The organism is Streptomyces sp. NPDC008092, assembly GCF_042957285.1.
GTDB lineage: Bacteria > Actinomycetota > Actinomycetes > Streptomycetales > Streptomycetaceae > Streptomyces.
The window spans coordinates 71,078-97,960 of record NZ_JBIBHY010000024.1 but is presented as its reverse complement, the minus strand read 5'-3'; the positions used below and the strand labels follow the sequence as shown (position 1 = coordinate 97,960).

Here is a 26,883-nt window from a genome sequence, read left to right as displayed (position 1 = left end):
ACCGACCGGCGTCTGCCGCTCATACCCCGGCCTCCCCCGTCTCCCGGCACCCCTCCTCCACCGCGCGTCCCGCCTCCGCCGTGTTGAGATACCGCGTCGCGTCATGAGCCCGTGCCCCGTTGTGGACCACCTGACACCTGACCCGCTCGCCGAACAGCGGCCGGAGGTCCTTCACCAGGGCGACGACGTCCCCCGCGTCCGCGAGGTTGGTCCAGTGCCGTACGGAGCCCGGCCAGTCACCGGGCGATCCGGTGGGGCCGGTGCGCAGCCGGTCGAAGACCAGGTTGCGCACCCCGAGCGGCGAGCCCAGCGTCAGCAGGGTGCGCACCGGCCAGTCCGGGCGGGCGCACAGCGCCTCGTAGGCGACGACGCTGCCGAGCGAGTGGCCCACCACGACCCGGGTCCGCTCGGTCACCGCGTCGGCGACCCGCTGCTGGACGGCGTCCCGCAGGGCGGGGTCGCACAGGTACCCGCGGACCTGCCTGAGGTCGAGTACGAGACCGCGCAGGGCGACGCCGGCGAAGAAGCGGGAGCGGCTGAGGGCGTTGAGGGCCCGCTGCACCGCCTGGGGGGTGCGGGCCAGGGTACGGGCGTCGGGCGGCAGTACCGTGCCGTCCGTCCGGGCCGCCTCCGCCCACCATGCCAGCAGGAGTTCGGCCTCGAAGCCGTCCGCGACGTCGGAGGCGTCCAGGGGCGGGTCGCCGAGTGCGAGGGTGCGGCCGGGCGGGCGGAACAGATCGCCGTAGAAGACGCAGCGCACGTCGTCCGCCGCGAGGTCGGTCACGGCTCCGGCGCGGGTCAGGCCGTCGCTGAGGGCGGGGTGCCAGGCCCCGCGCAACTCCCGCTCCCCCGTGTGCTGCCGGCCGATTCCGTGGATGCAGACCACCCGAGCCATACGGTCCCCCCGTGCGCGCGCCCAGCGTGCTCTCAGACTAGCAACGGGAGCCCCTGCGGAGCCCGTTCAGTCCAGCACCCGCCCCAGATAGGCCCGCAGCAGCTCCCGCATCTCCCTGATGATCTCCGCGTCGCCCTCCGGGTCCACCCGGAAGGAGAGGTGGACCAGCGTGTCGGCGGTTTCCACGGCCACCAGGAAGGTGCGGCGCAGGGCCTCGTCGGGGGTGCGGCCGAGGTAGCCGGAGAGGAGGTCGGTCAGGCGGTCGGCGACTCTGCGGTTGGGTTCGGAGTGGCGGGCGCCGACCGGGATCTGGTTGCCGAAGTCGACGAGGGAGAAGCCGGGGGCGGTGCGTTTCATGGCCAGGTACTCGTCGAGCACCGCGTCCATCGCGGTCCGCCAGTCGCCCTTCGGCGCGTCCTTCAGCCGCTGGGTGACGCGCTCGGAGTAGCGCTCCAGGTTGCGCTGGGCGAGGGCGTCGGCCATCTGCCGCTTGTTGCCGAAGAAGCGGTAGACGGAGCCGATGGGCACCCCGGCGCGCACCGCGACGGCCCGGGTGCTCAGTTCGTCGTAGCCGACCTCGTCGAGGAGGTCGGCACAGGCGTCGAGGATCCGGGTCAGCCGTTCGGCGCTGCGGCGCTGTACGGGCGCTTTGCGAAGCGGTGTCGCTGGGGGCACGGGCTTCATGATGCCTTTCCGCCGGGATCAGGTGAACCTCGCCCCCCAGTACGCGGGCGGATGGCCCATGCACTCATCCGGCGTCCGGGCTGGTCGCACGGGTGCCGGTGCCGGTGGTACCGGTGGCCGAGGGGGTGGCGGACCCGGCCCCCGGCGGAGCCGGCGTCGCCGTCTCCGCGCCGGACGCCGTGACGTCCGCGGTGCTCTCCACCGGCTTGCCGTGCACGGCCCAGACCGTGCCGTCGTCCGCGTAGAGCCGGGCGGTGACGTGGTGGGTGCCGTGCGGGACGAGGCCGGCGGGCAGGTGGTACGCGGGGGTGCGCAGCCGCGTCACCAGGTTGCCGTCCACGAAGAGGTAGGCGAGCCCGCGGCCGGCGACCGCCCTCGCCGCGGCGCCCGCCCGGGAGAACCGGAAGCGGTGCACGTCGAGCCGTACGTCCCAGCCGCCGGACGCGTCCGGGGTGACCACCGTGCCCACCTCGGGCGCCTGCTTCCGGTCCACCTCGCGGTAGTGGCGTCCGCTCTCGTCCGTGTCGTCCAGGATCTTGCCCACCGGTGCGGGCGACTCCGCCCCTCGCTGTCCGTGGGGCTCTCCGGTCCCGCACCCCGCCGCGGCGACCAGCAGCAGCACACAGACCGCGAGCGCACCCGGCAGTCCACGCGTCCACGACATGCCCGGGAGCGTAGAACAGCACGCCGCGGACCGGATCCCCCTGAAGTCGGGTTCTCGCCATCCCCCGCCGGGATGGCCCCCGCCCTCTTGCACCAGCCTCCACGCAATCCTACGGTGATGCATAGGAATCGACGGCAGGCAGGTTCAGGGAGCGATCATGAGCGATGGGGGCACCTCCCGCGCGAGCGCGTTCGGGCGGGACCGCGGGGAGGCACGGAAGAGCGCCGAGGGGCTGGCGTACCTCTCCGGGTTCGGCAACGAGCACTCCTCGGAGGCGGTGCCGGGCGCCCTGCCCGAGGGCCGCAACTCCCCGCAGCGCGCCCCTCTCGGCCTGTACGCGGAGCAGCTCAGCGGCACGGCCTTCACCGAGCCGCGGGCCCACAACCGCCGCTCCTGGCTGTACCGGATCCGCCCCTCGGCCGCCCATCCGGCGTTCACCCGGGCCGCCGGCAACGGCGGGCTGCGCACCGCTCCCTTCACGGACACCGCCCCGGACCCGAACCGGCTGCGCTGGAACCCCCTGCCGGAGCCCGCGCCGGGCACGGACTTCCTGGCCGGCCTGTGGACCCTGGGCGGCAACGGCGACGCGGCCCAGCGCACCGGCATGGCCGTGCACCTCTACCACGCCGACGCCTCCATGGACCGGGTCTTCTCCGACGCGGACGGCGAGCTGCTGATCGTCCCGGAGCGCGGCGGTCTGCTGCTGCACACGGAGTTCGGCCTGCTGCATGTGGAGCCGGGACATGTGGCGCTGATCCCCCGTGGGGTCCGCTTCTGTGTGGAGCTGCTGGATGCCACGGCCCGGGGTTATGTGTGCGAGAACTACGGTTCGCCGTTCCGCCTCCCCGACCTCGGCCCGATCGGCGCCAACGGCCTCGCCAACGCCCGGGATTTCCTGGCCCCCGTCGCCGCCTACGAGGACGTCGAGGGCCCGGTGCAGGTGGTCAACAAGTTCTGCGGGAACCTGTGGACGGCCACCTATGACCACTCCCCGCTGGACGTGGTCGCCTGGCACGGCACACATGTGCCGTACGCCTACGATCTGCGCCGTTTCAATGTGATCGGCTCCGTCTCGTACGACCACCCGGACCCGTCGATCTTCACGGTGCTGACGTCCCCGTCCGACACCCCGGGCCTGGCCGGTGTCGACTTCGTGGTCTTCGCGCCGCGCTGGCTGGTGGGCGAGAACACCTTCCGGCCGCCGTACTTCCACCGGAACGTGATGACCGAGTACATGGGGCTGGTGGAGGGTGCCTACGACGCGAAGACGGCCGGGAAGGGGGGCTTCGTACCGGGCGGCGGGTCGCTGCACAACATGATGTCGGCGCACGGTCCGGACCGGGAGACGTTCGACCGGGCGAGCGCGGCCGAACTGCAGCCCCAGAAGGTGGACGACGGCCTGGCATTCATGTTCGAGACGCGCTGGCCGGTGACGCTCACCCCGCAGGCGGCGGACGCCGATCACCTCCAGCAGCGCTACGACGACGTGTGGCGGGGCCTGGAACGGCACTTCCGCCCCTTGCACTGAAGATCTCGCACCGGTACGGATGGCCCGTGACCTCCTTCGCCCCGGACTCGATCGTCCTGAACCGCAAGCTGCCGCTCTGGTACCAGGTGTCGCAGTCGCTGCGCGCCTCGATACTCGGCCGCTCGCCCCGGGACCCGCTCCGGCTGCCCACCGAGGAACAGCTCGCGGAGCACTACGGCGTGAGCGTGCTGACCATGCGGCAGGCCCTGAAGGAGCTGGAGGACGAGGGCCTGATCAGCCGGCACCGCCGCCGGGGCACCTTCATCGAGCCGGACGCCCGGCGGGGCACCCCGGTACGGCTGCTCGGCTCGGTGGACGCGATCGTGGCCCAGCAGTCGGGGATGCGGGCGGAGCTGCTGGACCACGGCACGGTGCCCGTCACCGGCGAACTCGGCGAGTACTTCCCGGACCTCACCGAGGTGGCGGCCTATCACCGGCTCCGCAGCGACGAGCAGACCGGCGAGCCCACCAACCACGCCCGCAACCACGTCCGCCCCGAACTGGCCGAGCGCATCGACCCGGAGGACCTGGCCCGGCAGCCGATGACCAAGGTGCTCCAGGACGTCGTCGGCGCGGACATCAGCCGCATCACGGACACGGTGGCGGCCCGGCTGGCCGACCCGGAGACCGCCCGCCTGCTCCAGGTCCCGCTCCTGAGCCCGATCCTGCACTACACGGGTGTCACCTACGACACCGCCGGCCGGGTCCTGGACCTGGCGGTCATCCACTACCGCGGCGACCGTTTCTCCTTCACGGTCACGCTCGACGCCACCTGAAGTCGTCGTACGATGCCGGGCGTGACGCGCGACGACGCTCCGCTGCTTGCGGACCTCATGCCGTGGTCCGTCGCACCACTACGGCTCGGCCGGGGGTGGCCGACGGCTCCCGAACCGGCGACCCTGAAGACCCGCTGGGACGCCCTCCTCAAGGCCGAGGGCCCCGACCGGGAGACGTTGTTCGAGCCGACGCGCGCCCGCACGGTGCACTCCGCGGTCGCCCAGCTCCCCGGCCAGCCCAGCGGCACCGAACCGCTCGCCGACGCGTCCGGCCCCTGCCCGGCCCCGGTCCGCGTCCTGGCCGCCCCGTTCGACGAGCAGTGGCTGATCCCGGACCACCGCCTGATCGACACGGCCCGCCCCGAGTTGTGGCGGGTCGCGGACGACCACCAGGTGTTCGCCGTCGAGTCGCCGGAGGGCATGCCCCTGCTGACGACCTCCCTCCTCCCCACCCTGCGCGCGGGCCGCATCCGCCCGCTGTACCGCCGCCCGGGCGGTGCGGAGCCGAACCTGGCACCGGGACTGCCGGCGTACCTGGCCGACCGGCTGGGCCGGGACGTCACGCCGCCGGACGTCCTGGCCTGGGCCCTGACGGCGATCCGCCCGGACCGCACGGTCCCGCTCACCGCGGATCCCGACGTCTGGGCCCGGGGCGTGGATCTCGGCCACCGGGCCCTGTGGCTGCTGCGCCGGCACGGCGACCGCCCCAAACTCCCGGGCGGCCGCCGCCCGTACGTCCGGGCCCCGCTCCCCGCCCGCCCCCGCACGGTCCACTACGACCCGGACGGGGAGACCCTCCACCTCGACGAGGGCCGCATCTCCCCGGTACCGCCGGAGGCATGGGACTTCACGATGGGTGACGTGCGGGTCCTGGAAGCGTGGACGGCCGCCCGCACCCGGCAGGCGGAACCGGGCACTCTGGCGGCGATCACCCCACCGGCCTGGCCCCAGCCCCGGACCTCGGAACTGCTGGAGCTGATCACGATCCTGGCCCTGCTGGCGGACGTCCGCACGCAGCAGGCCACCCTGGAGATCAGGACACAGATCACGACGACCGACCTGACGACAGCGGGCGTACTCCCGCCTCCGGAGACGTCCCGCAGACCGGCGTCGGTCCTGGACCACCACGAGGAAGGCCCGGCAGGCCAGTTCACGTTGCTGTGACCGACCTGTTCGGGGGCGCGGGGAACTGCGCGACAAGCCCCCACCCACCCGCGGACAAGGACGGCGCTCATGGACCCTCTCCCCCTCGCAGGCATCACCGTCGTCGCCGTCGAACAGGCCGTCGCCGCCCCCTTCGCCACCCGGCAACTGGCCGATCTCGGCGCCCGGGTCATCAAAGTCGAACGCCCCGACGGCGGCGACTTCGCCCGCGGCTACGACACCGCCGCCCGCGGCCTCGCCTCGCACTTCGTGTGGTGCAACCGCGGCAAGGAGTCCATCGCGCTGGACCTGAAGGACCCCCGCGGCCTGGACGCCGTACGGCGGCTGATCGCGGACGCGGACGTCTTCGTGCAGAACCTGGCCCACGGTGCCGCGTCCCGGCTCGGCCTCGACGCGGCCACGCTGTGCGCCGCGCACCCCCGGCTGATCGCCGTGGACATCTCCGGGTACGGGGCGTCGGGGCCGTACGCCGGCAAACGCGCGTACGACATGCTCGTGCAGTGCGAGGCGGGTCTGGTGTCGGTCACCGGGACGCCGGAGCAGCCCGTGAAGGCCGGGATCCCGGCGGCGGACATCGCGGCGGCCATGTACGCCTTCTCGGGGGTCCTCGCGGCGCTGGTGCGGCGCGGGACGACCGGGCGGGGCGGGCCGGTGGAGGTGTCGATGCTGGAGGCGCTGGCCGAGTGGCTGGGGCATCCGCTGCATCACACCATGCACGGCGGGACGCCGCCGGAGCGCACCGGTCTGGCGCACGCGGTCATCGCGCCGTACGACGCCTATCCGGTCGCGGGCGGCGGGCGGGTGCTGCTGTCGGTGCAGAACGACCGGGAGTGGCGGCGGCTGGCCGAACAGGTGATCGGGCTGCCGGAGTTGGGAACGGATCCGGAGTTCGCGACGAACGCGGCGCGGGTGGCGAACCGGGCGCGGACCGACGACCTGGTCGGGACGGCGCTGAAGGCGCTCGACGCCGACGAGGCGCTGGCCCGGCTGGAGGCAGCGGGCATCGCGTGCGCGCGGCTGCGGGATCTGGCGGAGCTGGCCGGGCACCCGCAGCTGGCGGCCCGGGAGCGGTGGCGGGAAGTGGGGTCGCCGGTCGGGCCGCTGCGTGCGTTGCTGCCGCCCATCACGCTGCCGGGCGGGGACGAGGCGCGGATGGGGGATGTGCCCGCACTCGGGCAGCACACCGAGGCGCTGCTGCGTGCCGTGGGGATGACGGACGCCGAGATCGCAGCGCTGCGCCGGGACGGTGTGGCGGCCTGAGCGCGGGCCTTACGGTCGGACGGTCAGTGCTTGCTGCTGCCGAACAGCGAACGGCGCAGCCGCCGCAGTGGCGCGAAGAGGGAGACCCGGCTGACCCGTGCGACCCGGTCGCTGCGCTGCGCGGGTTCACGTGCGGTCAGCTCACGCATCAGCGACGTCGCCTCGACCGCCTGCTGCTGCGGTATGGCGGGACCCGCCAGCACCGACAGATGGCGGTCGAGGCGCGAACTGGTCGCGCCACTCCCGCAGGTGATCGCAGGAACCCTCGCCCTGCTGCGTGTTATCTGATCCATGTCACTCCCCACCCGTACGAGTCCACCCGGCCCGGGCAGGGTAACCCTATCGCCCCGATGGGGCACTCGTGTATCGCGGTCACAGGATTCACCTTCCCCGCAAGGGTGTTGACGACCCCTCTTGAACTACACTTTGACTACTCTCCGAATCCAACCGATTTCAGGGCGAGTTGGACAACCGGCTGGCTGGTGGGCTGAGCTGATCCGCCGGCGGGCTCGACGGTCACCGCGAGTGACGTCGCCGATTTGCCCAGACCCGTGGCGACCAGGGGCGTGTCGGCCTCGAAGAGCCCGAGGGAGCGTGGTTGCACACGGGGGCGCATGAGCCAGAGCTGGTGCACCCGGCCGTTCGACGGGGTGCCGTATCCGCTGAGCGTGACGACGGCCTGCCCCTCCGATACGGAGGCCACCGCTCCGATACTTCGGCCCTGGGCGTCCTTGTAGGTGGTCGCGCGGGCGTCGGCCGCGGCCAGAACGTGGGCGATCTCACGCGACTGGGCCCGCTCGGCGTCGAGCTGGTTCTGCGTCCGGTCGGCCTGCACCGCGAACAGCGAGGCGACGACCAGCGCGGCGGCCGCGGTGGCGGTGGCGAACGGCACGAACAGCGGGCGCGGGCGCCGGCGCGGCGGCGGGGGCTGTGCACCCCAGACGTGCGGCGGCAGATTGGGCACGCGCTCCTGGCCGGGGGCCGGCTCCTGGGGGGTGGCGCGGACGGCTGCCAGCACCCGGTCGCGCATCGCGAGGGGCGGCGGGGCCGCCGCGGAGAAGGCGAGCCGTACCGTGTCCTCGGTCAGCTCCCGGACCTCTTCGGCGCACCGGTCGCAGTCCCGCAGGTGCTTCTCGAAGCGGCGGCGCTCGCCGGGCTCCAGGGCGTCCAGGGCATAGGGCGCGGCCAGCGAGTGCAGGTCCTCGCGGTGCAGCAGGCGGCCGACCAGGCTCACGCCACACCTCCCAGGCAGTCGCGCAGCCGGGTGAGTCCGTCGCGCATCCGTGTCTTGACCGTGCCCAGCGGCAGCTTCAGCCGCTCGGCGACCTCACGGTACGTGTAGCCGTCGTAGTAGGCGAGGGTGACGGACTGGCGCTGCAGGGCCGTGAGGCGGTCCAGGCAGCGGCGTACCCATTCGCGTTCCAGGCCGGCTTCCACCGTTTCGGCGACCTGGTCGAAGGCGGGTTCGCCGGCCCGCAGCGCCTCGCGCTGTTCGCGTTCGCCGGCCGCGCGGGCACTGCGCACCCGGTCCACGGCGCGGCGGTGGGCGAGGGTGAGGATCCAGGAGAGGGCGCTGCCCCGGCCGGGGTCGAACTTGGCGGCGGAGCGCCAGAGTTCGAGAAGCACCTCCTGGGATACCTCCTCGGACTGGGCGGGGTCGCGGACCACGCGCCGTACGAGCCCGAACACCGGCCCGGACACCAGTCCGTAGAGGTCCTCGAACGCCTTCTGGTCGCCACCGGCGACGAGCACCAGCAGTTCGTCCGCCTCCATCCCGTCCCCCCTCCTGTGGCCGCACCCGGCCCGTCCTCCCACACCAGGCATTCGCAACTGACGCACCTCCGGCAGAAGTACGTATGCGGAAGGCAAAAACGCGGGTCGAGCAGGAAGAAAAGATTTTTTTCTTCCGACCAATCCAAACGGCCCTCCGGCTCCGTATACCCGTCCGTCAAGCAAGTTGGGACCGAGGGACGGACGGCATGACACCTCTTAACTCCAGGGGCGGCGCAGGGCGCAAGGGCCTTGTCACGCTCATCTGTGGGGCACTGGCCACCGGCGGGATCACAGCCGCCAGCGTCGCCGCGCTGGAACCGGGGGCGGCCTCCGCCTCCTCCCACCGGGAGGCCCCGCTCATCTCGGGCACCCCGCAGTACGACAACACGGACCTGTACGCGTTCGTCAGCCCGGACAAGCCCGACACCACGACGATCGTGTCGGACTACATCCCCTTCGAGGAGCCGGCCGGCGGCCCGAACTTCTACCAGTTCGCCGACGACGCCCAGTACGACATCCACGTCGACAACAACGGTGACGCGCTGGACGACCTGATCTTCCGCTACACCTTCAAGACCCAGATCAAGAACAAGAAGACGTTCCTCTACAACACGGGTGTGGTCGACAACCTGACCGACCCCGACCTGAACGTCACGCAGTCGTACAACCTCGACCTGATCAAGCTGAAGAACGGTCGGCAGCAGCACACGACGAGGATCGCCAGCGACGTCCCGGCGGCCCCGTCGGACGTCGGCAAGGCGTCGATGCCCGACTACGCGAAGCTGCGCTCCCAGGCCATCTACAAGACCGTGGGCGGCGGCGCGACCTTCGCCGGCCAGGCGGACGACCCGTTCTTCGCCGACCTGCGCGTCTTCGACCTGCTGTACGGCGGCAACCTCAGCGAGGTCGGCAACGACACCCTCAAGGGCTACAACGTCAACACGATCGCCCTCCAGGTGCCGAACTCCCTGATCCGGCAGTCGGCTTCGCGCCCGACCGTCGGCATCTACGCGACGACCCAGCGCAGGAACGCCCAGGGCTACTACTCGCAGGTCTCGCGCCTCGGCAACCCGCTGGTCAACGAGGTCGTCAACCCGCAGAAGGACAAGGACAAGTTCAACGCGTCCCAGCCCAAGGACGACGCGCAGTTCCTGAAGAACGTCACCAACCCGGAACTGCCGAAGCTGATCCAGGCGATCTACAACATCAAGGCGCCGTCCGAGCCCCGCAACGACCTCGTCAGCGTGTTCCTCACGGGCGTCAAGGGCCTCAACACGCTGCAGCCGCAGGCGAAGCCGTCGGAGATGCTCCGCCTGAACACGTCCATCAAGCCCACCGCCAAGCCCAAGCGGCTCGGTGTGCTGGACGGTGACAACCAGGGCTTCCCGAACGGGCGGCGGCTCACCGACGACGTGATCGACGAGGCGCTCCAGGTCATGGAGGGCGAACTGGTCGGTTCCAAGAACGACCTGGGCGACGCGGTCGACAAGAACGACAAGAGCTTCGAGAAGTACTTCCCGTACGTGGCGGAGCCGACGGCCGGTTCGCGCGGCAAGATCGCCAAGGCGGCGGCCGGCAGCAGCACGAAGAGCGCGCTGGGCGACGCCCTGACCGGTTCCGGTGACAACAACATGACGCTCATCGCGGGCTCGGCGGCCGCGGGTGCGGCGGGCGTGCTGCTGATCGGCACCGGGTTCGGCTGGTGGCGGCGCCGGATGCGGCGACCGTACTAATCGCCTTTCCTTTCGGGGCAGTCGGGCGGCTGCGGGTCGGCGGTGGCTGATCTCGCAGTTCCTCCCCCAGCCTTCGGCCGGGGGTGCCCCCAGCGCCCCTTACGGGGCGCTCGATGCACGCCCCTCATGTACTGGCGCGGCCCGCACCCACCCAATCCCCCACGGCGCGGGCCGCGCCGCCCCGCGCGAACTGTTACTAGGAGAGGGCATGGCCCCGGGTACGAACGACAAGCAGCCCGCCGAGACGAAGGACGACGAGCGCGTCACCGCCCTGCGCCGGTTCGCCGCCGCGGGGCGCAACTGGCGCCGGGCCCAGCTCGCGGGCTCCGCCGTGCTGATGGCCATCGCGCTGACCGGCGGGGCGATCGCCTTCGGGTCCACCGGTGACGGCGGTGCGGCACCGGTCGCCACGTCGAGCGCGGTGGACCCGGGGATGCTCGCGAGCGGGGACCTCGACACGACCATCGCCTCCCTCCAGGCCCATCTCCGCACCCAGCCGAAGGACTCCGACAGCTGGGCCACCCTCGGCCTCGCCTACGTCGAGCAGGCCCGCACCAAGGGCGACCCGTCCCGCTACCCGCAGGCCGAGAAGTCCCTCAAGCGCGCGCTCCAGATCACCCCGCACAACGACCAGGCCCTGGCCGGCGAGGCGGCGCTGGCCGCAGCCCGGCACGAGTTCGCACCGGCGCTCACCTACGCGGACCAGGCCCTGAAGCAGAACCCGTACAGCGCGAACGCCCTGTCCTCCCGGATCGACGCCCTGGTCGAACTCGGCCGCTACGACGAGGCGAGCAAGGCGGCCGACCTGGCCGACCAGCGCAAGCCGGGCGTACCGGTGTTCACCCGGTTCGCGTACGTCCGGGAGCTGCGCGGTGACGTGAAGGGCGCCCGGCGGGTGCTGGAGCAGGCCCTGTCGACGGCCACCTCGAAGGGCGACATCTCCTACGTGGCCGCCCAGCTCGGTCTGCTCGCCTGGAACCAGGGCGACTACAAGACCGCGCAGGACTACTACGCCCGCGCCCTGGCCTCCGACGACACCTACATTCCGGCGCTGGAGGGCCGGGCGCGCGTCCAGGCGGCGCTCGGCGACCGGGCCGACGCGATCAAGGGCATGGAACTGGTCGTCTCCCGCTATCCGCTCCCCCAGCAGCTCGTCGAACTGGGCGAGTTGTACGAGGACCGCGACGCCGAGGGCGACAAGGCGAAGGCCGAGGACCAGTACGCGCTCGTCGAGGCCTGGATCGCGCTCGCCCGCGCCAACGGCGTCAACGCCGACCTGGACACCGCCCTCGCCGCCGCCGACCACGGCAACAAGGCCGAATCGCTGAAGGCCGCCCGCGCCGAGTGGGCCCGCCGCCACACCGTGCACACGGCGGACGCGCTGGGCTGGGCCCTGTACGTCAACGGCGAGAAGAAGGAGGCGCTGCCGTACGCCCGGCAGGCCACCGCCACCGGCTACCACAACGCCTCCTTCACCTACCACCTCGGCATGATCGAGCTGGCCAACGGCGAGAAGTCGGCCGGCCGGGCCGCCCTCACCAAGGCCCTCAAGCTCAACCCCGGCTTCTCCCCGCTGGGCGCCCGTACCGCCCGCAAGGCGCTGGAGGACTCGAAGTGAACCTCCGCCGGACCGCCGCCGTCTTCGCCGTGGCCTGCGCCGCGACACTGCTGTCCGCCACGGGCGCGAGCGCGCACCCGCTCGGCAACTTCACCGTCAACAAGTACGACGGTCTCGTCGCCGCTCCCGGGCAGCTCCGCGTCGACCACGTCGAGGACCTCGCCGAGATCCCGGCGACCCAGGCCAAGCCGGACCTGAAGCGGCTGGGCACCGCCAAGTGGGCCGAGCAGCGCTGCACGACCGCGGCCGACGGCAGCAGGCTCACCGTCGACGGCCGTACGACCCCGCTGACCGTACGGACCAGCCACGCCGAACTCCGCCCCGGCCAGGCGGGCCTGAACACGCTCCGCGTGGAGTGCCGCTTCACCGCGCCCCTGCCCCGGGGCACCACGGCCACCCTCGCCTTCCACAGCGCGGGCGCCGACACCGGGCCCGGCTGGCGGGAGATCACGGCGCGCGGCGACCGGATGACGCTGACGAAGTCGGACGTACCGAAGACGTCCGTCTCCCACGAACTCACCAGCTATCCCAAGGACCTGCTCTCCTCCCCGGCCGACATCACCACCGCCGCCGTCCACGTGCGGCCCGGCGGCCCGGCCCTCGGCCAGGAACGGCAGGACACCCCGGGCGCGGAGATCCTCCCCCGGGGCATCGACCGCTGGACCCAGGCCCTGACCGACCTGGTCGCCCGCAACCACCTCACCGTCGGCTTCGCGGCGCTCGCGCTCCTCGTCTCGATCGTCCTCGGCGCGATGCACGCCCTCGCGCCGGGCCACGGCAAGACCCTGATGGCGGCGACGGCGGCGGCCCGCGGCGGCCGCGCCCGCCTGCGCGACGTCCTCCCGCTGGCCGCGTCGGTGACGGTCACCCACACCCTGGGCGTGGTCGCCCTGGGCATCCTGGTGACGGCCGGCTCGGCGGCCACCCCGTCGGTGATCGCCTGGCTGGGCATCGCGAGCGGCCTCATGGTCCTGGCGGCGGGCGCGAACCTGACCCGCAGGGCATGGCGGAACAGGGCCCACGAGCAGGCACACGGCCATGGTCACGAACACGCCCAGGGGCACGACCACGACCACGACCATCACCACGGGCACGATCACGACCATGAGCACGCGCACGCCCACGCGACGGCCGAGAAGCGAGAGCTGGCCCTGGTCGGAACACACGAGCACGCCCGTGCCCACGCCCACACACACGACCACGACCACGACCACACGCACGACCACACGCACGACCACGGGCACGACCACCCTCATGACCACGACCACGTTCATGGCCATGACCACGGCGCCCAGCCACACTCTCCAGCCCGTCCGGCGTTCGAGGACGAGGCCGTCCGGGCCGAAGCGGGGTCCGGGGGCGCGGCCCACGATCACGGCCACACCGGCGTGCCGCACAGTCATGGCGGGTTCACCCACACCCACCCCACGGCCCCCACCCTCCGCGGCACCATCCTCCTCGGCTTCGCCGGCGGCCTCGTCCCCAGCCCGTCCGCCGTGGTCGTGCTCGTCGGCGCCGCCGCCCTCGGCCAGGCCTGGTTCGGACTGCTTCTGGTGGTCGCCTACGGCGTCGGTCTCGCGCTGACGCTGACCGCCGCCGGGTTCGCCGTCGTCAAGCTGGGTACGGAAATGACTCGGGTGATGGACAAACGCCCTCGCTGGACCACCCACCCCATGGCGGCGCTGGTCCGCAGGACCATTCCGCTCGTCTCGGCACTCGTGGTCGTGGCCCTGGGCGCCGGACTGGTGCTCAAGGGGGCTGCATCCGCACTTCTCTGAGTTACGTTTGTGATGAATTCGCGCGAGCTGCCGTGGGGGGCACCCGTGACCGAACAGCCGGGCCGTGAGCGAGTGATCGCGGGCCGCTACCGACTGCTGTCGCCGCTGGGCGAGGGCGGCATGGGCACCGTGTGGCGGGCCCGCGACGAGGTGCTGGGCCGCGACGTGGCCGTCAAGGAGGTGCGGGCGCCCGCCGGGCTGCCCGGCTCCGACGTCGAGCGGATGTACGCCCGGCTGGAGCGCGAGGCCTGGGCCGCGGCCCGGGTGGCGAACCGCAACGTGGTGACGGTGTACGACGTGGCGATGGAGGGCGGACGGCCCTGGATCGTCATGGAGTTGATCCCGGGCGTGTCCCTGGCCGACGTACTGGAGGCGGAGGGGCCGATGTCGCCGCAGCGGGCGGCGGGCGTCGGTGCCGAGGTGCTGTCCGCGCTGCGGGCCGCGCATGCCGCCGGGGTGCTGCACCGGGACGTCAAGCCGGGCAACGTGCTGCTGTCGAACGACGGCCGGGTGGTGCTCACCGACTTCGGGATCGCCACCGTCGAGGGCAGTTCGGCGCTGACCATGACCGGCGAGGTGATCGGCTCACCGGAGTTCCTCGCCCCGGAGCGGGCGCTGGGGCGGGCGTTCGGCCCCGAGTCCGACCTGTGGTCGCTCGGCGTGCTGCTGTACGCGGCGGTCGAGGGCGCCTCGCCGTTCCGGCAGGACACCCCGCTGAGCACCCTGCGGGCCGTGGTGGACGAGGAGTTGCCGCCGCCGTACCGGGCCGGACCGCTCGGCCCCGTCATCGAGGGGCTGCTCCGCAAGGACCCGGCCGCGCGGATCCCCGCCGAACAGGCCGAGCGGGACCTGAGGCTGGTCGCGGCAGGGGGCACCCCGCATCCGGCCGCCACCGTGCCGGCCCCGGCACCGTACGAGGCCCCGACCCTGGTCTCCCGGCAGCCCGGGCCGTTCTCCCCCACGCCCCCGTCGCCCACCCCGATGTCCACCCCGGCGGACACCCGGCCGCCCGCCTCCGACCAGGACGGCAACCGCAGGGCGGGCACCGTGCTGCTCATCGGCCTGGCGCTGGTCGTCCTGGCGCTCGGCGGACTGACGTACGCCCTCCTCAACCGCGACAACGGCGACGGCGGCGGCAACAACGCCGGGGCGAGCCAGTCGGCCAGCAACCTCAGCTCCCCTGCGCCCAGCAGGAGCAGCACCCGGTCGGAGTCCCCGTCGCCCTCCGCGTCCGCGAGCAGCAGTGCGCCCGCGCAGAGTGTGAAGGTCAGTGTGACCGGGTCCCGGACGGACTATTCGGGGTCCTGTCCGCCGTCGACGGCGCAGGCGCCCACGTTCACGGCGACGTTCACGGTGGGGAGCGTGCCCGAGGACGTGCAGTACCGGTGGGTGCTGAAGAACGGGAAGCTCGACGACCAGGGCTGGAAGACGCTGTCCTTCCCGGACGGCGGCGGGAGGACCCGGCAGACGGGGGTGACCGTGACGACCTGGTCCGACAGCGGGACGCTGAGCGACGCGATCGCCGTCGAGGTGCGCAGCCCGGTGGAGACGACGTCCAACTCGGTGCCGTTCTCGGTCACCTGCACCAGGACGACGGAGACCCCGAGCGACGGGGCCTCCGCTTCGCCTTCGCCCTCTGGTTCGTACTAGAGCGCGGGCTCTGGAGCTCTGGACCTGGAACTCAGGACGCGTTGCTGGTCAGGACCGGCAGATAGCCGCCGGACTGGCCGGCCGCGGTGGGGTGGTACGACTCGGTGATGTTCAGCCAGTTGACGCTGTGCAGCCAGGAGCTGCTGGAGCAGATCTCGTGGCTGGAGAACGCGCTGCGCACGTCGCCGAAGGTGAACCCGTGGTCGGCGGCGCGCTTGGCGATCGCGGTGTCGATGTAGTCGGCCGCGTTGTTGATGGCGGTGCGCTTGGTCGAGGAGAGACCGAGGCACGTGGTGCCCAGCAGGTAGAAGCGGGGGTAGCCGATGACGACGACCTTGGCGTTGGGGGCCTTGGCGCTGATCGCGTCGTAGACGTTGTCGAGCTTGCCGGGGAGCGTGGAGTCGACGTACGCCTCGGCGGTGCTGATGCGGGACAGGCAGGTGCTGTCGGAGCTGAGCACACAGGTCGTCATGACGTCGGCGAAGCCCGCGTCGTTGCCGCCGATGGTGACGGAGACCAGGGCGGTCGAGGAGCTGAGCGTGCCGAGCTGGCCGGAGAGCACGTCGTCGGTGGTGGCGCCCGAACAGGCGAGGAACGAGAACGAGGACGGGCTGTGGGCGGCGTTCCACAGGTAGGGGTAGGCGTTGGTGCTGCGGTCGCAGCTGCCACTGGAACTGATGTAGCTGCCGGCGCCGACGCCGGACGCGTACGAGTCGCCGAGCGCCACGTAGCCCCCGGTCGCGGCCTGCGCTTCCGTCGCGGCCGCCCCGGTGAGGGCGAGGCCGGTGGCGAGGAGGAGTGAAGTCACGTATGCCGTAATTCGGGAACGTCTCATGGAACCTCCCTTTAGCAGGATCTCTGCCATAACTGTCGTAGCAACTACGCGTGTTGACGGGAAGTGTCCATGCCAAAACTGTTCAGGATCTCAACCAGCCCTAACCGGACCGATCCTGTGCGTTCCCGGCATGTTTGATTGCGTGACCATGACAACCCTGTGACAGGTCGTCAACTCCCTTGTTCTTTGCCTGGGGAAAACCGATTCTTTACTCGGTCCGTGAGCGGAACGCGACGTTCCCGGCCCGTGTGCGCGAAGCCGCGCGCACACCCCCACACACGCGCGCCGACCCGGGCGCGCGCTGCCAATGAGGAGGACTCCCTCGTAATGGCACATCTGCGTATCCAGAAGCTGCGGTTCGCCGCCGTCACCACCGTGGCCGCCGCCGCCCTCGTCGGCGGACTCGCCGCCCTCCCCGCCCAGGCCGCACCCGCCACCGGCAGGGTGCTGCACGCCGGCTCCCCCACGGCCGTCAAGGGCAGCTACATCGTCACCCTCAAGAACAGCGCCGGCTTCAAGGCCTCCTCGACCGCGGGCAAGAGCCTGGTGAAGGAGTACGGCGGCACGGTCAAGAGGACCTTCGGCACGGTGCTGAACGGCTACTCGGCGAAGCTCTCGGCGACCCAGGCCGCCAGACTCGCCGCCGACCCCGCGGTGGCCACGGTCGAGCAGGACCAGACGGTCCGCCTGACCGACACCACCCAGTCCAGCGCCCCCTGGGGCCTGGACCGCATCGACCAGGCGAGCCTTCCGCTGTCCGGCACCTACACCTACCCGGACACCGCGGGCAGCGGAGTGACCGTCTACGTGATCGACACCGGTGTGCGGATCACCCACACCCAGATCACCGGCCGCGCCTCCTACGGCTACGACGCGGTCGACGGCGACACCACCGCCTCCGACGGCAACGGCCACGGCACCCATGTGGCGACGACCATCGCGGGCTCCACGTACGGGGTCGCCAAGAAGGCGAACATCGTCGCGGTGCGGGTGCTGGACAACAGCGGCTCGGGTACGACCTCCGGGGTGATCGCGGGCATCAACTGGGTGACGTCGAACCACACCACCCCGGCGGTCGCCAACATGTCGCTCGGCGGCTCGGCCTCCACCTCGCTGGACACCGCGGTCGCCAACTCCATAGCCAGTGGGGTGACCTACGCGATCGCGGCCGGCAACAGCAGCGCCAACGCCTCCTCGTACTCCCCGGCCCGGGTCTCCACGGCCATCACCGTCGGCGCCACCACCAGCTCCGACGCCAAGGCCAGCTACTCCAACTACGGCTCGGTCCTGGACATCTTCGCGCCCGGCTCGTCGATCCTGGCGGGCTACAACACCAGCGACACCGCCACCGCCACCCTGTCGGGCACCTCGATGGCCACCCCGCACGTGGCCGGCGCCGCCGCCGTCTACCTCGCGGGCCACACCTCGGCCACCCCGGCCCAGGTCGCCACGGCTCTGGTCAACGGCGCCACGTCCAACGTGCTCACCAGCGTGGGCACCGGCTCGCCCAACAAGCTCCTGAAGCTCGTGTCGTAATCGATCACCGGTAGGCACCGAAATCGAGCGACTTGTTCCCCGGAGACATCAGGTGTCTCCGGGGAACGGTCATGTCCGGAGACCTGCTTGACGCCTCCAGTTCGGCTGCGCGACATTGAAGCCCGGCATCCGACGCCTTGGGGGGCAAAGTCGGCCATGCAGACCATACGTCTCAAGACATCATCAACAGCGGACGAACGGGCACGACCAGGACCGGGGAGGGACCTGGGGCCCCTGTTCGCGGGGGCCGCGACGGCCGTCGCCGGGACCGGTGCGCTGCTCGCGCTCACCGACTCGGGCTCGTCGCTGCGCGGGCCGTTCGCGCTGTTCTTCCTGCTCGCCGCGCCGGCCGCGGCGATCGGCGCGGCGCTGCGCGGACTCGATCCGCCGGCCCGCGTGCTCACCGCACTGGCGGGTGCCGTCGCCCTGGACATGCTGGTCGCCCAGGGCATGCTCGCCACGCACCACTGGTCCTGGCGCGGCGGCGTCGTCGCCGTGACCGCGATCAGCCTTCTCCTGCTTCTGCTGGTACTCCTGCGACCGGTGGAACGCATTCTCAAACGGATGTCCCGGCGAGCCGGGAAAATCCGTTCGAGTTGAAGAACAAGGTCGGCCAAAGTTTCGTAACGGCCAAACCAATAAAAACGTGAGGACCAGTTCCGGGACTTGCCATACTGGTTCAATCGTCAATACCGTCATACATCTCACCCGCATCGGATCGTCATCAAGCGGCTCTAGGGGAGGGCTCAAGGACCGCGATGTTCCGGGGCGGGGCGCGGTAGGGGGGTGCCGTGCTCGGTGACCGCAATGACCACTTTCGTTTCTCGTGTGACCACTGTCGTTTCCGAGTCGTGCCGCGCGACCGGCTGCCGTTTACCGGAAGACCGGGCAGCTTTACCAGCTCACCTGCGGATACGGAGATCCTTTCGCCGTGCCACGGGTGAGAAGAACCCCCCTTTCGAACCGGACACCAAAGCGGGCCGCCCAAGGGGCGGGCGGTCCACCGGACGAGAGGGACAAGACTCGTGAGTTCTGTTCTGCGTCAGCCGACTTCGGGCCAAGATCCGTTCATGGCCACCGAATACCGGCCGATCTCCTCCCACCTGGCGATCACACCGCCGGTGAGTGTGGTGATTCCCGCGATGAATGAGGCGGAGAATCTCCCGTACGTCTTCAAGACGCTTCCCGCCTGGATACACGAAGTGGTCCTGGTGGACGGTAATTCCACCGACAACACCGTGGAAGTGGCGCGGGAGTTGTGGCCCGACGTGAAAGTCGTCGAACAGAGTGGCAAGGGCAAGGGAGATGCCCTCATCACCGGGTTCGAGGCGTGCACCGGCGACATCATCGTCATGGTGGACGCGGACGGCTCGGCCGACGGCCACGAGATCGTGTCGTACGTCTCCGCCCTGGTCTCGGGCGCCGACTTCGCCAAGGGGTCGCGCTTCGCCAACGGCGGCGGCACGGACGACATGACCTTCATCCGCAAGCTCGGCAACTGGGCGCTGTGCACGGTCGTCAACCGCAAGTTCGGCGCCCGGTACACCGACCTCTGCTACGGATACAACGCGTTCTGGCGGCACTGCCTCGACAAGATCGACCTCGACTGCACCGGCTTCGAGATCGAGACCCTGATCAACATCCGGGTGGTCAAGGCGGGCCTGAAGGTGCAGGAGATCCCGAGCTACGAGTACCTCCGCATCCACGGCACCAGCAACCTGCGGGCCGTACGCGACGGGCTGCGGGTGCTCAGGGTGATCCTGAAGGAGCGCTCCAACCGGCGCGACCTGCGCCGGCAGGTGCGGCACTCCCCGATGCTCAGCACGGGCCGGGGAGAGTCGTCTTGAGCGATCCCGACATCTCCGTCGTGATCTGCGTGTACACCGAGGACCGCTGGGAGGACATCCTCGCGGCGGTCTCCTCGGTGCGCGCCCAGTCGTATCCGGCGCTGGAGACCCTGCTGGTCGTCGACCACAACCCGGTGCTCCTGGAACGGCTCACGAAGGAGTACAAAGAGGCCGCCCGGGTGCGGGTGCTCGCCAACGCGGGCCCCCGCGGCCTGTCCGCGGGCCGCAACACGGGCATCGCCGCCTCCTGCGGCGAGGTCATCGCCTTCCTCGACGACGACGCCGTCGCCGAGCGGGACTGGCTGCGCCGCTTCGCCGAGGGGTACGCCGACCCGAAGGTGATGGCGGTCGGCGGCCGGACCATGCCGGTCTGGGCCTCGGGCCGCCGCCCGGACTGGTTCCCGGAGGAGTTCGACTGGGTGGTCGGCTGCACCTACCGGGGACTGCCGGCGGGCCGCGTCCGGGTCCGGAACGTACTGGGCGGGAACGCCTCCTTCCGGCGTACGGCCTTCGACGCGGCGGGCGGCTTCGCCACCGGCATCGGACGCGACGGCGACAAGCGCCCGCTGGGCTGCGAGGAGACCGAGCTGTGCATCCGGCTCACCCGGGCCCGCCCGGACGCCGTGCTGCTCATCGACGACCGCGCGGTGATCCACCACCGGGTCCCCGAAGTCCGTGAGCACTTCGGGTACTTCCGCACCCGCGCCTACGCCGAGGGCCTCTCCAAGGCCCTGGTCGCCCGCAGCGTGGGCGCCGGCAAGGGCCTGGAGTCCGAACGCCGGTACACCACGCGTGTGCTGCCCGCGGGGGTCGCTCGTGGCCTGCGGGACGCGCTGCTGGCCCGGCCGGGCGGCGCGGGCCGGGCCGGCGCGATCGTCGCCGGGGTGCTGACGGCGGCGGGCGGCTACCTGGTCGGGAGCGTGCGGGCGCGGCGGGGCGGGGCGACCTTCACCGTCGCCGGGATCGAGGAGGGCTCCCATGGCTGAGGCCCCGGTCCCCATCCTCATGTACCACTCGGTCGCGACCTCGCCCAACGACGCCACCCGCGCGCTGTCGGTGGCGCCGGAGGCGTTCGCCGAGCAGATGGCGCTCGTCGGCGACCTGGGCCTCACCCCCGTCAGCACGGCGGACCTGTGCGCGGGCTGGCGCTCCGGCGGCCCGCTCCCCGACCGTCCCGTCCTGATCACCTTCGACGACGGCTACGAGGGCGTGCACCGGCACGCCCTGCCCGTGCTCGCCAAGCACGGCTTCCCGTCCACGCTGTTCGTCTCGACGGGCTGGATCAGGGGCGCGTACGACACCGGGGGCGGCCTGGACGCCATGCTCGACTGGGACCAGGTGCGCGAACTCGCGGGCGCCGGCTGCGAGATCGGCGGGCACAGCCACACCCACCCGCAGCTCGACCAGCTGGACGACGAGCGGCTGCGCACCGAACTGGTGCGCAGCCGGGAGATCATCACCGACGAACTGGGCGCCGGACCCGTCTCGTTCGCCTACCCGTACGGCTATTCGAGCCGCCGGGTCCGGCAGGCCGTGCGGAATGCCGGGTACGCCCAGGCGCTCGCCGTCGGCAACGGTCTCGCCCGCCGCCGTCAGGGTCCGTTCGCGCTGCAGCGCGTCACCGTGCGCCGCAGTACGGACGCCGCGGAGTTCGCCCGGCTGCTCGAAGGCCGTTCGATCGCCCGCAACTTCGCCAGGGACCGTGCCCTCACCAAGGGCTACGCCGTTCTCCGCAGAGCACGCCAGGTCCGCCGGAAGGCCATCCGCTCCCGTGTCTGACACGACCACCACAACAGAGGCCAACACAACCGACACAGCGGCGCCCGAGCAGTCGGGGCGCCGCCTTCGCCTGCCCGGCCGGGGCGGCTCGTCCGGCGGCAGCCCACTTTTCCGGAACGCCTACGCGCTGATGCTGAACACCGGCATCTCCGCCGTCCTGGGCCTCGGCTTCTGGCTGGCCGCGGCCCGCTACTACTCCGAGTCGGCCGTCGGCCAGGGCTCGGCCGCGATCGCCGCCATGAAGCTCCTGGCGGGGCTCACCGCGGTGACCCTGACCGGCGCCCTGGCCCGCTTCATCCCGGTCGCCGGACGCCGGACCGGCAAGCTCATCTTCCGTACCTACGCGGGCAGTTCGCTGGTCGTGGCGGTGGCCGCCGGGGTCTTCCTGATGACGCTGGGCGTGTGGGGGCCGTCGTACCGCTTCCTGCACGGGCCGCTGCCCGGGCTCGGGTTCGTCGTGGCGGTGATCGCCTGGAACCTGCTCACGCTCCAGGACGGGGTGCTGACCGGGCTGCGCAACGCGCCCTGGGTGCCGGTGGGCAACACCGTGTTCTCGGCGGTCAAGCTGGCGCTGCTCGTCGCCTTCGCGGCGGCGGTCCCGGTGGCCGGCGTCTTCGTCTCCTGGGTCGCCGCGATCGCCACCTCGTTCGTGCCGCTGGGCTGGCTGGTGTTCCGGCGGCTGGTGCCCCGGCACGTCAGGGCGACCGCGGACCACGCCAAGCCGCCCACGCTGAAGGAGATCGGCAGGTTCCTGGCCGGCGACTACACCGGCTCGCTGTTCTCCCTCGCCGTGGTCTACCTGGTCCCGGTCATCATCGCCTCGCAGGTCAGCTCCGAGGACAACGCGTACTTCTACATCACCACCACCATCGGCGGCACCACCAACCTGCTCGCCATCAACATGGGTGCCTCGCTGACCGTCGAGGGCTCGCACGACCCGGCCCGCCTCGCCGGCAACACCCGGGCCGCGCTGAGGCGGATGGCCCGCATCATGATCCCCATCTGCGCGCTGCTGTTCTTCGGGGCGCCCTGGATCCTCGGCGTGTTCGGCCCCGGCTACGCGGACGCGGCGACCCCGCTGCTGCGCTGGTTCGCGGTCGGCGCACTGCTCAGGGTCGTGATGGAGACCTACTTCGCGGTGCTGCGCGCACAGAGCCGCACCTCCGGACTGGCCTGGCTGCAGGGCCTGTTGTGCGTGCTGGTGCTCGGGCTGACGCTGCTCCTGCTGCCCCGGATGGGGCTGACCGGGGCGGGCGTGGCCGAGATCTCCAGCCTCGCGGTGATCGTGGCGATCGCGGCGCCCCGGCTGTGGCGGACGCTCCGGGCCGCCCCGGCGGAGATCCCCGCGGGCACGGCTCCGGACGGCGACCTCGCCGATCTCGGGGCACGGGAGGTCCCGGCCGCCGCACCGCGCAGGCGGGGCCCGGCCTGGGCGCTGGACACCGACACCCTCGCCCTCGGCATCCATGTGGACTTCGACCATGTGGAGCGGCGACCCGACGTCCGGCCGGGGCCGGGAACTCCGCCCACCGGTACGCCCGTTGTCCGGCCGGAGGACCGGCCGACGTGGGCGCTTCGGCCGCCGCGGAACCTGGGGTTGCCGGTGGAGGAGAGGGAGCCGCACGCGGAGGCCTCGCTGGGGCCTGCCGAGGTGTCGCTGCTGAAGGAGGCGGAGGTCGACGCGCCGTTCGGAAAGGCGGTCGTACCGGAGCCGGGGGCAGGGTCGCAGGAGGCGGCCGTACCGGCCGGGGCTCCGGAGGAGCCCGCGCCGGCGCGCTCGCTGCGGGAGCGGCTGACGCCGACCCGTTCGGGAGTCGTCCTCGGCTGTCTGCTGGTCGCCGCCCTGCTGCTCTACTGGGTGCCGGCGGCCCGGCTCGACGACGCCGACCTGGACCGGATGGGCGGGCTCGGGCTGATCTCGGTGCTGCCGCTGCCCACGCTGGTCGGGGCGGCGCTGCTGGTCGCGGTGTTCGCCGCGCTGCTGTGGCTGCGCCGGGAGCACAAGGCACTGCTCCTGGTCACGCTGCTGGCGACGGTCGTGTCGCTGCACGCCCTGCCCGCGGTGATCGAGACGGAGCCGCGCTTCCCGACCGCCTGGCAGCACCTCGGCTTCATCGACTACATCGACCGCACCGGCTCGGCGGTGCCGGACCTGGACGCCCGCTGGAGCTGGCCCGGCTTCTTCGCGGCGGCCGCGTTCATCGGCCGGGCGTGCGGGATCACGGACTTCACCGAGGTCATCCGCTGGTGGCCGACGTTCATCCAACTCGCCTACCTGGCACCGATGCTCCTGCTCGTACGCTCGCTGCGGGCGAGCTGGCGGGCGAAGTGGACCGGCATCTGGTTCTTCGTGCTGTGCGGCTGGGTCGGCCAGGACTACTTCTCACCCCAGGGCTTCACGTACCTGCTCTATCTGATGTTCGTGGCGATCCTGCTCGTCTGGTTCCGCGCCCCGCACGTCGTCTGGGCGAGGTTCCGGCCGGGCGAGGCGGAGGTCGAGCCGGCGAACCGCCGTCAGCAGGCCGTGCTGCTCATGGTGCTGATCGGCCTGTACGCGGCGACGGTCCCGGCGCACCAGCTCACCCCGTTCGTGATGCTGGGCGTGCTGGCGGTCCTGGTGCTGGTCGGCAGGTCCGAACTGCGCGGTCTGCCGCTGCTGTTCGGGGTGGTCGCGGCCGTCTGGCTGGGCTTCATGGCCGAGCCGTACTGGTCCGGTCACTTCAACGAGCTGTTCGGCGGGGTCGGCGGGGTCGGCAGCAACGTCTCCACCTCGGTCTCCGGCCGTATCCAGGGTGGCAGTTCGACCCACAAGCTGGTCCTCTACGTCCGGGTCCTGCTGGCCGGGAGCATGATGGCGTTCGCCGTCTGGGGCTGGTGGCGCCGCCGCTTCCACAAGTACCGCGAGCGTTCCCTGCTGGTCCTGACCTTCGTCCCGTTCCTGGGCTTCGGCATGCAGTCGTACGGCGGCGAGATGGCGCTGCGCGTCTTCATGTTCGCCGTGCCGGGCGCGGCCCTGCTGGCCGGGCTCGCCCTGTTCCCGCGCACCGGGGCCACGGCGAAGGAGCGTGAGAAGGACAGGGTCAGCCTGGCCCCGGTGGCCGCGCTCATGGCCGGGCTGCTGCTCATGGGCGGCTTCCTGGTGGCCCGTTGGGGCAACGAGTCCTTCGAGCGGGTCCGGCCCGGCGAGGTCGCCGCCATGGACTACGTCTACGCCCACGACAGGCCGACGGTACGGCTGCTGTGGCTGAGCAACGACACCGTCAACGACGTGACCCCGGCGATCCCGTGGGGCGCGAAGGACATGGAGCGGGTCGACTACCTGCCGACACTGGCCCCGACCGACCCGGTGCTGGTGTCGGGCCTGGTCAAGGCGTTGAAGGACGCGGGCCCGAACTCCTATCTGATGGTCAACAGGAGCCAGGTGGTCTATCTCCGGATGGACGCCGGGTACTCGGCGACCTGGGAGAGCCGGCTGATCCGGAACCTGGACGACCGGCAGGACCTGACGAAGGTCCTGGTCAACGACGACGTCACCGTGTACGCGCTGCGCACGCAGCCCGCGGGCGCGGTGGCGAAGCCGGATCCGGGGCCGATCGGGCCGCGGATCACCTGGACGCCGTGGTCGGTGATCGGCGGTCTCGCCGCCGTCGCGCTGATCCTGCTGCTGACGGCCCGGGAGGTGGTCCGGGTCGCGGTCCGGCCCGGGGTGCGTCAGCTGCGGTGGCTGCAGGGCAGCTTCTGGTTCTCGCTGCCGCTGCTCGCGGTGGTGCTGGCGTCGCTGGCGCAGCGGTTCCTGACACTCAAGTGACGGGAGCGAAGTGGCTCGCCGGGTTCACCTGGTGAGCCACTTCACCTCGTACGCCTTCATGTCGAACCGCTTCCCGTCCACCTGCGCGCTGATCGCCCGGTCGAGGGTGTTGACCACCAGGACCGTCCTGTCACTGGCGAGGACGCGGACGTTGGGCACGTCGTCCTCGGCGACGGAGACCGTCTCGTACCTGGTCCCCGGCGGGAACGCCTTGCCGAACCGCGACACCAGGTCGTACATGGGCAGCGGCTGCCCGCCGTCCCCGCTGTCCGTCGTGGTCCACAGGCAGCCGGCACAGTCGCCGCCCTTCTCGTTCTCCGGGTTCCAGTAGAAACCGGAGTCGGCACCGCCCCTGACCAGGGCGATCATGCCGGCGGCCTGGACGGCGACCCGGTGGTCCTCGGTCCAGCCGTCGCGTTCGTCCCGGCCGTCGGCGGGCTCGACGTAGTACTCCGCCCACCACAGCGGCAGGTCGTGCGTCTGCTTCCGCACCCACTCACTGACGTAGGTCAGCTTCTCCGTGGCGGCGAACTCGTCCGGCAGCAGGTCGTCGTCGTTGGTGTAGCTGGACCCGTCGACGACCACGAAGTCGGCGCCCGCCTTGTGGGTGTTCCAGTAGTCGAAGGCGTCGACGACCCGCTGGTCCAGGACGCCCCAGTCGCCCTTGAGGGTGGTGGAGGCGTTCTCGGTCTGGCGCGGGTCGAAGCTGTCCATCACGAGGTAGGGCCCGCCGACCATGATGTCCTTGTTCACGGCCTTCAGCGCCTTGTAGACGAGGTTGTAGAGCTCGGTGTAGCCCTCGTAGTCCCAGCGGCCCTTCGCGTTGTTCCAGAAGCCCTTGAACTCGTTCCAGACGATGAAGTGCCGTACGTCCGGATAGCGCCTCGCCACGGTCGCGGCGAGGTCGGCGTAGTCCTGGTAGTGGTCGGGGGTGGGCGCGGTCTCCAGGGCGGCCTGGCTCCAGTCGGTGTTGTCCACCCCCGCCCTGCCGCCCTTCATCCAGTCCGGCGAGCAGCACAGGGTGATCACCGGGGTGCCGCCCGACCTGCGCATGAAGTCGACCCGCCGGTCCAGTGCGCCGAAGTCGTAACGCCCCTTCACCGGCTCGGGGTTGTCGGCGCCCCAGCCCATGATGGCCTGGTCCTGCGGCATACCGGCGTCCTGGGAGAGCCGGTCCTCGACACGCTCGGTGGCGGTCGTACTGCCCTCGTCGGCGCTGTACTGGGTGTGGGTGAAGCCCCAGCCCACGGACGGCCCTGTGGTGTCCGGCGGGGTGGCGGGGGTGCCGTGCACCTTGTCGCCGTCGCGGGTCGTGCCCGCGGTGTCGGCGCCGCCCCCGGGAAGTGTGCTGACCAGTGTGACGATCAGGGCGAGCGCGGCCACGCCCACCCCGAGCAGGGCGGTGAGCCGCCACCGCCGAGCCCCCGAATTCCACCCATGACGTGCCATCAGGGACAAGAGTAGTGGCGGAAATCGTCCCGGGGGCGGGTCTTGGGCACACGCACCCGGCCCGAAGGGGCGCGGGGTCCTGTTCGGCATGCGGCCGCGCCGCGCG

General features: G+C 71.5%; 22 protein-coding genes. 14 read left to right on the top strand and 8 right to left on the bottom strand.

All coding sequences use genetic code 11. From position 1 onward, the window contains the following. Positions 1-19 precede the first annotated feature (19 nt). From ACFZB3_RS46675 to ACFZB3_RS46665, 3 genes are all read right to left on the bottom strand, one after another. Positions 20-895 (bottom strand): hypothetical protein, encoded by an 876-nt coding sequence (locus ACFZB3_RS46675; protein ID WP_391389315.1) that lies wholly within the window; start codon positions 893-895, stop codon positions 20-22. 66 nt (positions 896-961) lie between these two features. Further along, positions 962-1,579 carry a TetR family transcriptional regulator gene (locus ACFZB3_RS46670; protein ID WP_391389313.1) on the bottom strand — a complete coding sequence of 206 codons (618 nt, stop codon included), beginning with the start codon at positions 1,577-1,579 and terminating at the stop codon, positions 962-964. A gap of 64 nt (positions 1,580-1,643) precedes the next feature. After that, complete coding sequence (locus ACFZB3_RS46665) at positions 1,644-2,243, bottom strand: hypothetical protein (RefSeq protein WP_391389311.1); 600 nt, start codon at positions 2,241-2,243, stop codon at positions 1,644-1,646. A gap of 157 nt (positions 2,244-2,400) precedes the next feature. Here ACFZB3_RS46665 and hmgA point away from each other — a divergent pair, with 157 nt between their 5' ends. From hmgA to ACFZB3_RS46645, 4 genes are all read left to right on the top strand, one after another. Next, on the top strand, positions 2,401-3,771 hold the full coding sequence (gene hmgA / locus ACFZB3_RS46660; RefSeq protein ID WP_391389310.1) for a homogentisate 1,2-dioxygenase: 1,371 nt from the start codon (positions 2,401-2,403) through the stop codon (positions 3,769-3,771). A gap of 26 nt (positions 3,772-3,797) precedes the next feature. Further along, positions 3,798-4,547 carry a UTRA domain-containing protein gene (locus tag ACFZB3_RS46655; protein WP_391389308.1) on the top strand — a complete coding sequence of 250 codons (750 nt, stop codon included), beginning with the start codon at positions 3,798-3,800 and terminating at the stop codon, positions 4,545-4,547. 12 nt (positions 4,548-4,559) lie between these two features. Continuing rightward, positions 4,560-5,711: a type ISP restriction/modification enzyme gene (locus ACFZB3_RS46650; protein ID WP_391389306.1), complete on the top strand. Its 1,152-nt coding sequence runs from the start codon at positions 4,560-4,562 to the stop codon at positions 5,709-5,711. Positions 5,712-5,780: 69 nt separating this feature from the next. After that, positions 5,781-6,971: a CoA transferase gene (locus tag ACFZB3_RS46645; protein ID WP_391389304.1), complete on the top strand. Its 1,191-nt coding sequence runs from the start codon at positions 5,781-5,783 to the stop codon at positions 6,969-6,971. Positions 6,972-6,994: 23 nt separating this feature from the next. Here ACFZB3_RS46645 and ACFZB3_RS46640 read toward each other — a convergent pair whose 3' ends face one another. The 3 genes from ACFZB3_RS46640 to ACFZB3_RS46630 all read right to left on the bottom strand — a co-directional run bounded on the left by ACFZB3_RS46640 (position 6,995) and on the right by ACFZB3_RS46630 (position 8,744). Further along, entirely contained in the window at positions 6,995-7,264 is a 270-nt protein-coding gene (locus ACFZB3_RS46640; protein ID WP_391389302.1) for a hypothetical protein, read from the bottom strand. Positions 7,265-7,401: 137 nt separating this feature from the next. After that, a complete protein-coding gene (locus ACFZB3_RS46635) occupies positions 7,402-8,205 on the bottom strand; it encodes an anti-sigma factor domain-containing protein (protein WP_391389300.1) in 804 nt (267 codons plus the stop codon). Beyond that, positions 8,202-8,744: a sigma-70 family RNA polymerase sigma factor gene (locus tag ACFZB3_RS46630; RefSeq protein WP_362594403.1), complete on the bottom strand. Its 543-nt coding sequence runs from the start codon at positions 8,742-8,744 to the stop codon at positions 8,202-8,204. Before ACFZB3_RS46630 ends, ACFZB3_RS46635 begins: the two co-directional genes overlap by 4 nt. 206 nt (positions 8,745-8,950) lie before the next feature. Here ACFZB3_RS46630 and ACFZB3_RS46625 point away from each other — a divergent pair, with 206 nt between their 5' ends. From ACFZB3_RS46625 to ACFZB3_RS46610, 4 genes are read left to right on the top strand one after another with little or no spacing between them, the layout of a single operon-like run. Then, complete coding sequence (locus ACFZB3_RS46625; protein WP_391389297.1) at positions 8,951-10,477, top strand: DUF4331 family protein; 1,527 nt, start codon at positions 8,951-8,953, stop codon at positions 10,475-10,477. Positions 10,478-10,523: 46 nt separating this feature from the next. Then, positions 10,524-12,095 (top strand): tetratricopeptide repeat protein, encoded by a 1,572-nt coding sequence (locus ACFZB3_RS46620; protein WP_391389357.1) that lies wholly within the window; start codon positions 10,524-10,526, stop codon positions 12,093-12,095. Beyond that, a complete protein-coding gene (locus ACFZB3_RS46615) occupies positions 12,092-13,873 on the top strand; it encodes a nickel transporter (RefSeq protein ID WP_391389296.1) in 1,782 nt (593 codons plus the stop codon). Before ACFZB3_RS46620 ends, ACFZB3_RS46615 begins: the two co-directional genes overlap by 4 nt. A 45-nt stretch (positions 13,874-13,918) precedes the next feature. Then, on the top strand, positions 13,919-15,523 hold the full coding sequence (locus ACFZB3_RS46610) for a protein kinase (protein WP_391389294.1): 1,605 nt from the start codon (positions 13,919-13,921) through the stop codon (positions 15,521-15,523). A gap of 31 nt (positions 15,524-15,554) precedes the next feature. Here the strand turns inward: ACFZB3_RS46610 and ACFZB3_RS46605 are convergent, their stop codons facing one another. Beyond that, on the bottom strand, positions 15,555-16,358 hold the full coding sequence (locus tag ACFZB3_RS46605) for a GDSL-type esterase/lipase family protein (RefSeq protein ID WP_391389292.1): 804 nt from the start codon (positions 16,356-16,358) through the stop codon (positions 15,555-15,557). A gap of 327 nt (positions 16,359-16,685) precedes the next feature. Here ACFZB3_RS46605 and ACFZB3_RS46600 point away from each other — a divergent pair, with 327 nt between their 5' ends. The 6 genes from ACFZB3_RS46600 to ACFZB3_RS46575 all read left to right on the top strand — a co-directional run bounded on the left by ACFZB3_RS46600 (position 16,686) and on the right by ACFZB3_RS46575 (position 25,328). Beyond that, positions 16,686-17,894: a S8 family serine peptidase gene (locus ACFZB3_RS46600; protein WP_391389290.1), complete on the top strand. Its 1,209-nt coding sequence runs from the start codon at positions 16,686-16,688 to the stop codon at positions 17,892-17,894. A 156-nt stretch (positions 17,895-18,050) separates the two neighbouring features. Then, positions 18,051-18,494, top strand: coding sequence for a hypothetical protein (locus tag ACFZB3_RS46595; protein WP_391389288.1), 444 nt, complete (start codon positions 18,051-18,053; stop codon positions 18,492-18,494). A gap of 425 nt (positions 18,495-18,919) precedes the next feature. After that, positions 18,920-19,741 carry a glycosyltransferase gene (locus tag ACFZB3_RS46590; protein WP_391389286.1) on the top strand — a complete coding sequence of 274 codons (822 nt, stop codon included), beginning with the start codon at positions 18,920-18,922 and terminating at the stop codon, positions 19,739-19,741. Beyond that, the gene (locus tag ACFZB3_RS46585; RefSeq protein WP_391389284.1) at positions 19,738-20,727 is read left to right on the top strand and encodes a glycosyltransferase; all 990 of its coding nucleotides are present in this window, start codon (positions 19,738-19,740) and stop codon (positions 20,725-20,727) included. Before ACFZB3_RS46590 ends, ACFZB3_RS46585 begins: the two co-directional genes overlap by 4 nt. Beyond that, positions 20,720-21,520: a polysaccharide deacetylase family protein gene (locus tag ACFZB3_RS46580; protein ID WP_391389282.1), complete on the top strand. Its 801-nt coding sequence runs from the start codon at positions 20,720-20,722 to the stop codon at positions 21,518-21,520. Before ACFZB3_RS46585 ends, ACFZB3_RS46580 begins: the two co-directional genes overlap by 8 nt. Then, positions 21,513-25,328: a lipopolysaccharide biosynthesis protein gene (locus ACFZB3_RS46575; protein WP_391389280.1), complete on the top strand. Its 3,816-nt coding sequence runs from the start codon at positions 21,513-21,515 to the stop codon at positions 25,326-25,328. The genes ACFZB3_RS46580 and ACFZB3_RS46575 overlap by 8 nt, the downstream gene beginning before the upstream one ends. Positions 25,329-25,352: 24 nt before the next feature. Here ACFZB3_RS46575 and ACFZB3_RS46570 read toward each other — a convergent pair whose 3' ends face one another. Continuing rightward, a complete protein-coding gene (locus tag ACFZB3_RS46570) occupies positions 25,353-26,777 on the bottom strand; it encodes a xylan 1,4-beta-xylosidase (RefSeq protein WP_391389278.1) in 1,425 nt (474 codons plus the stop codon). Positions 26,778-26,883 lie beyond the last annotated feature (106 nt).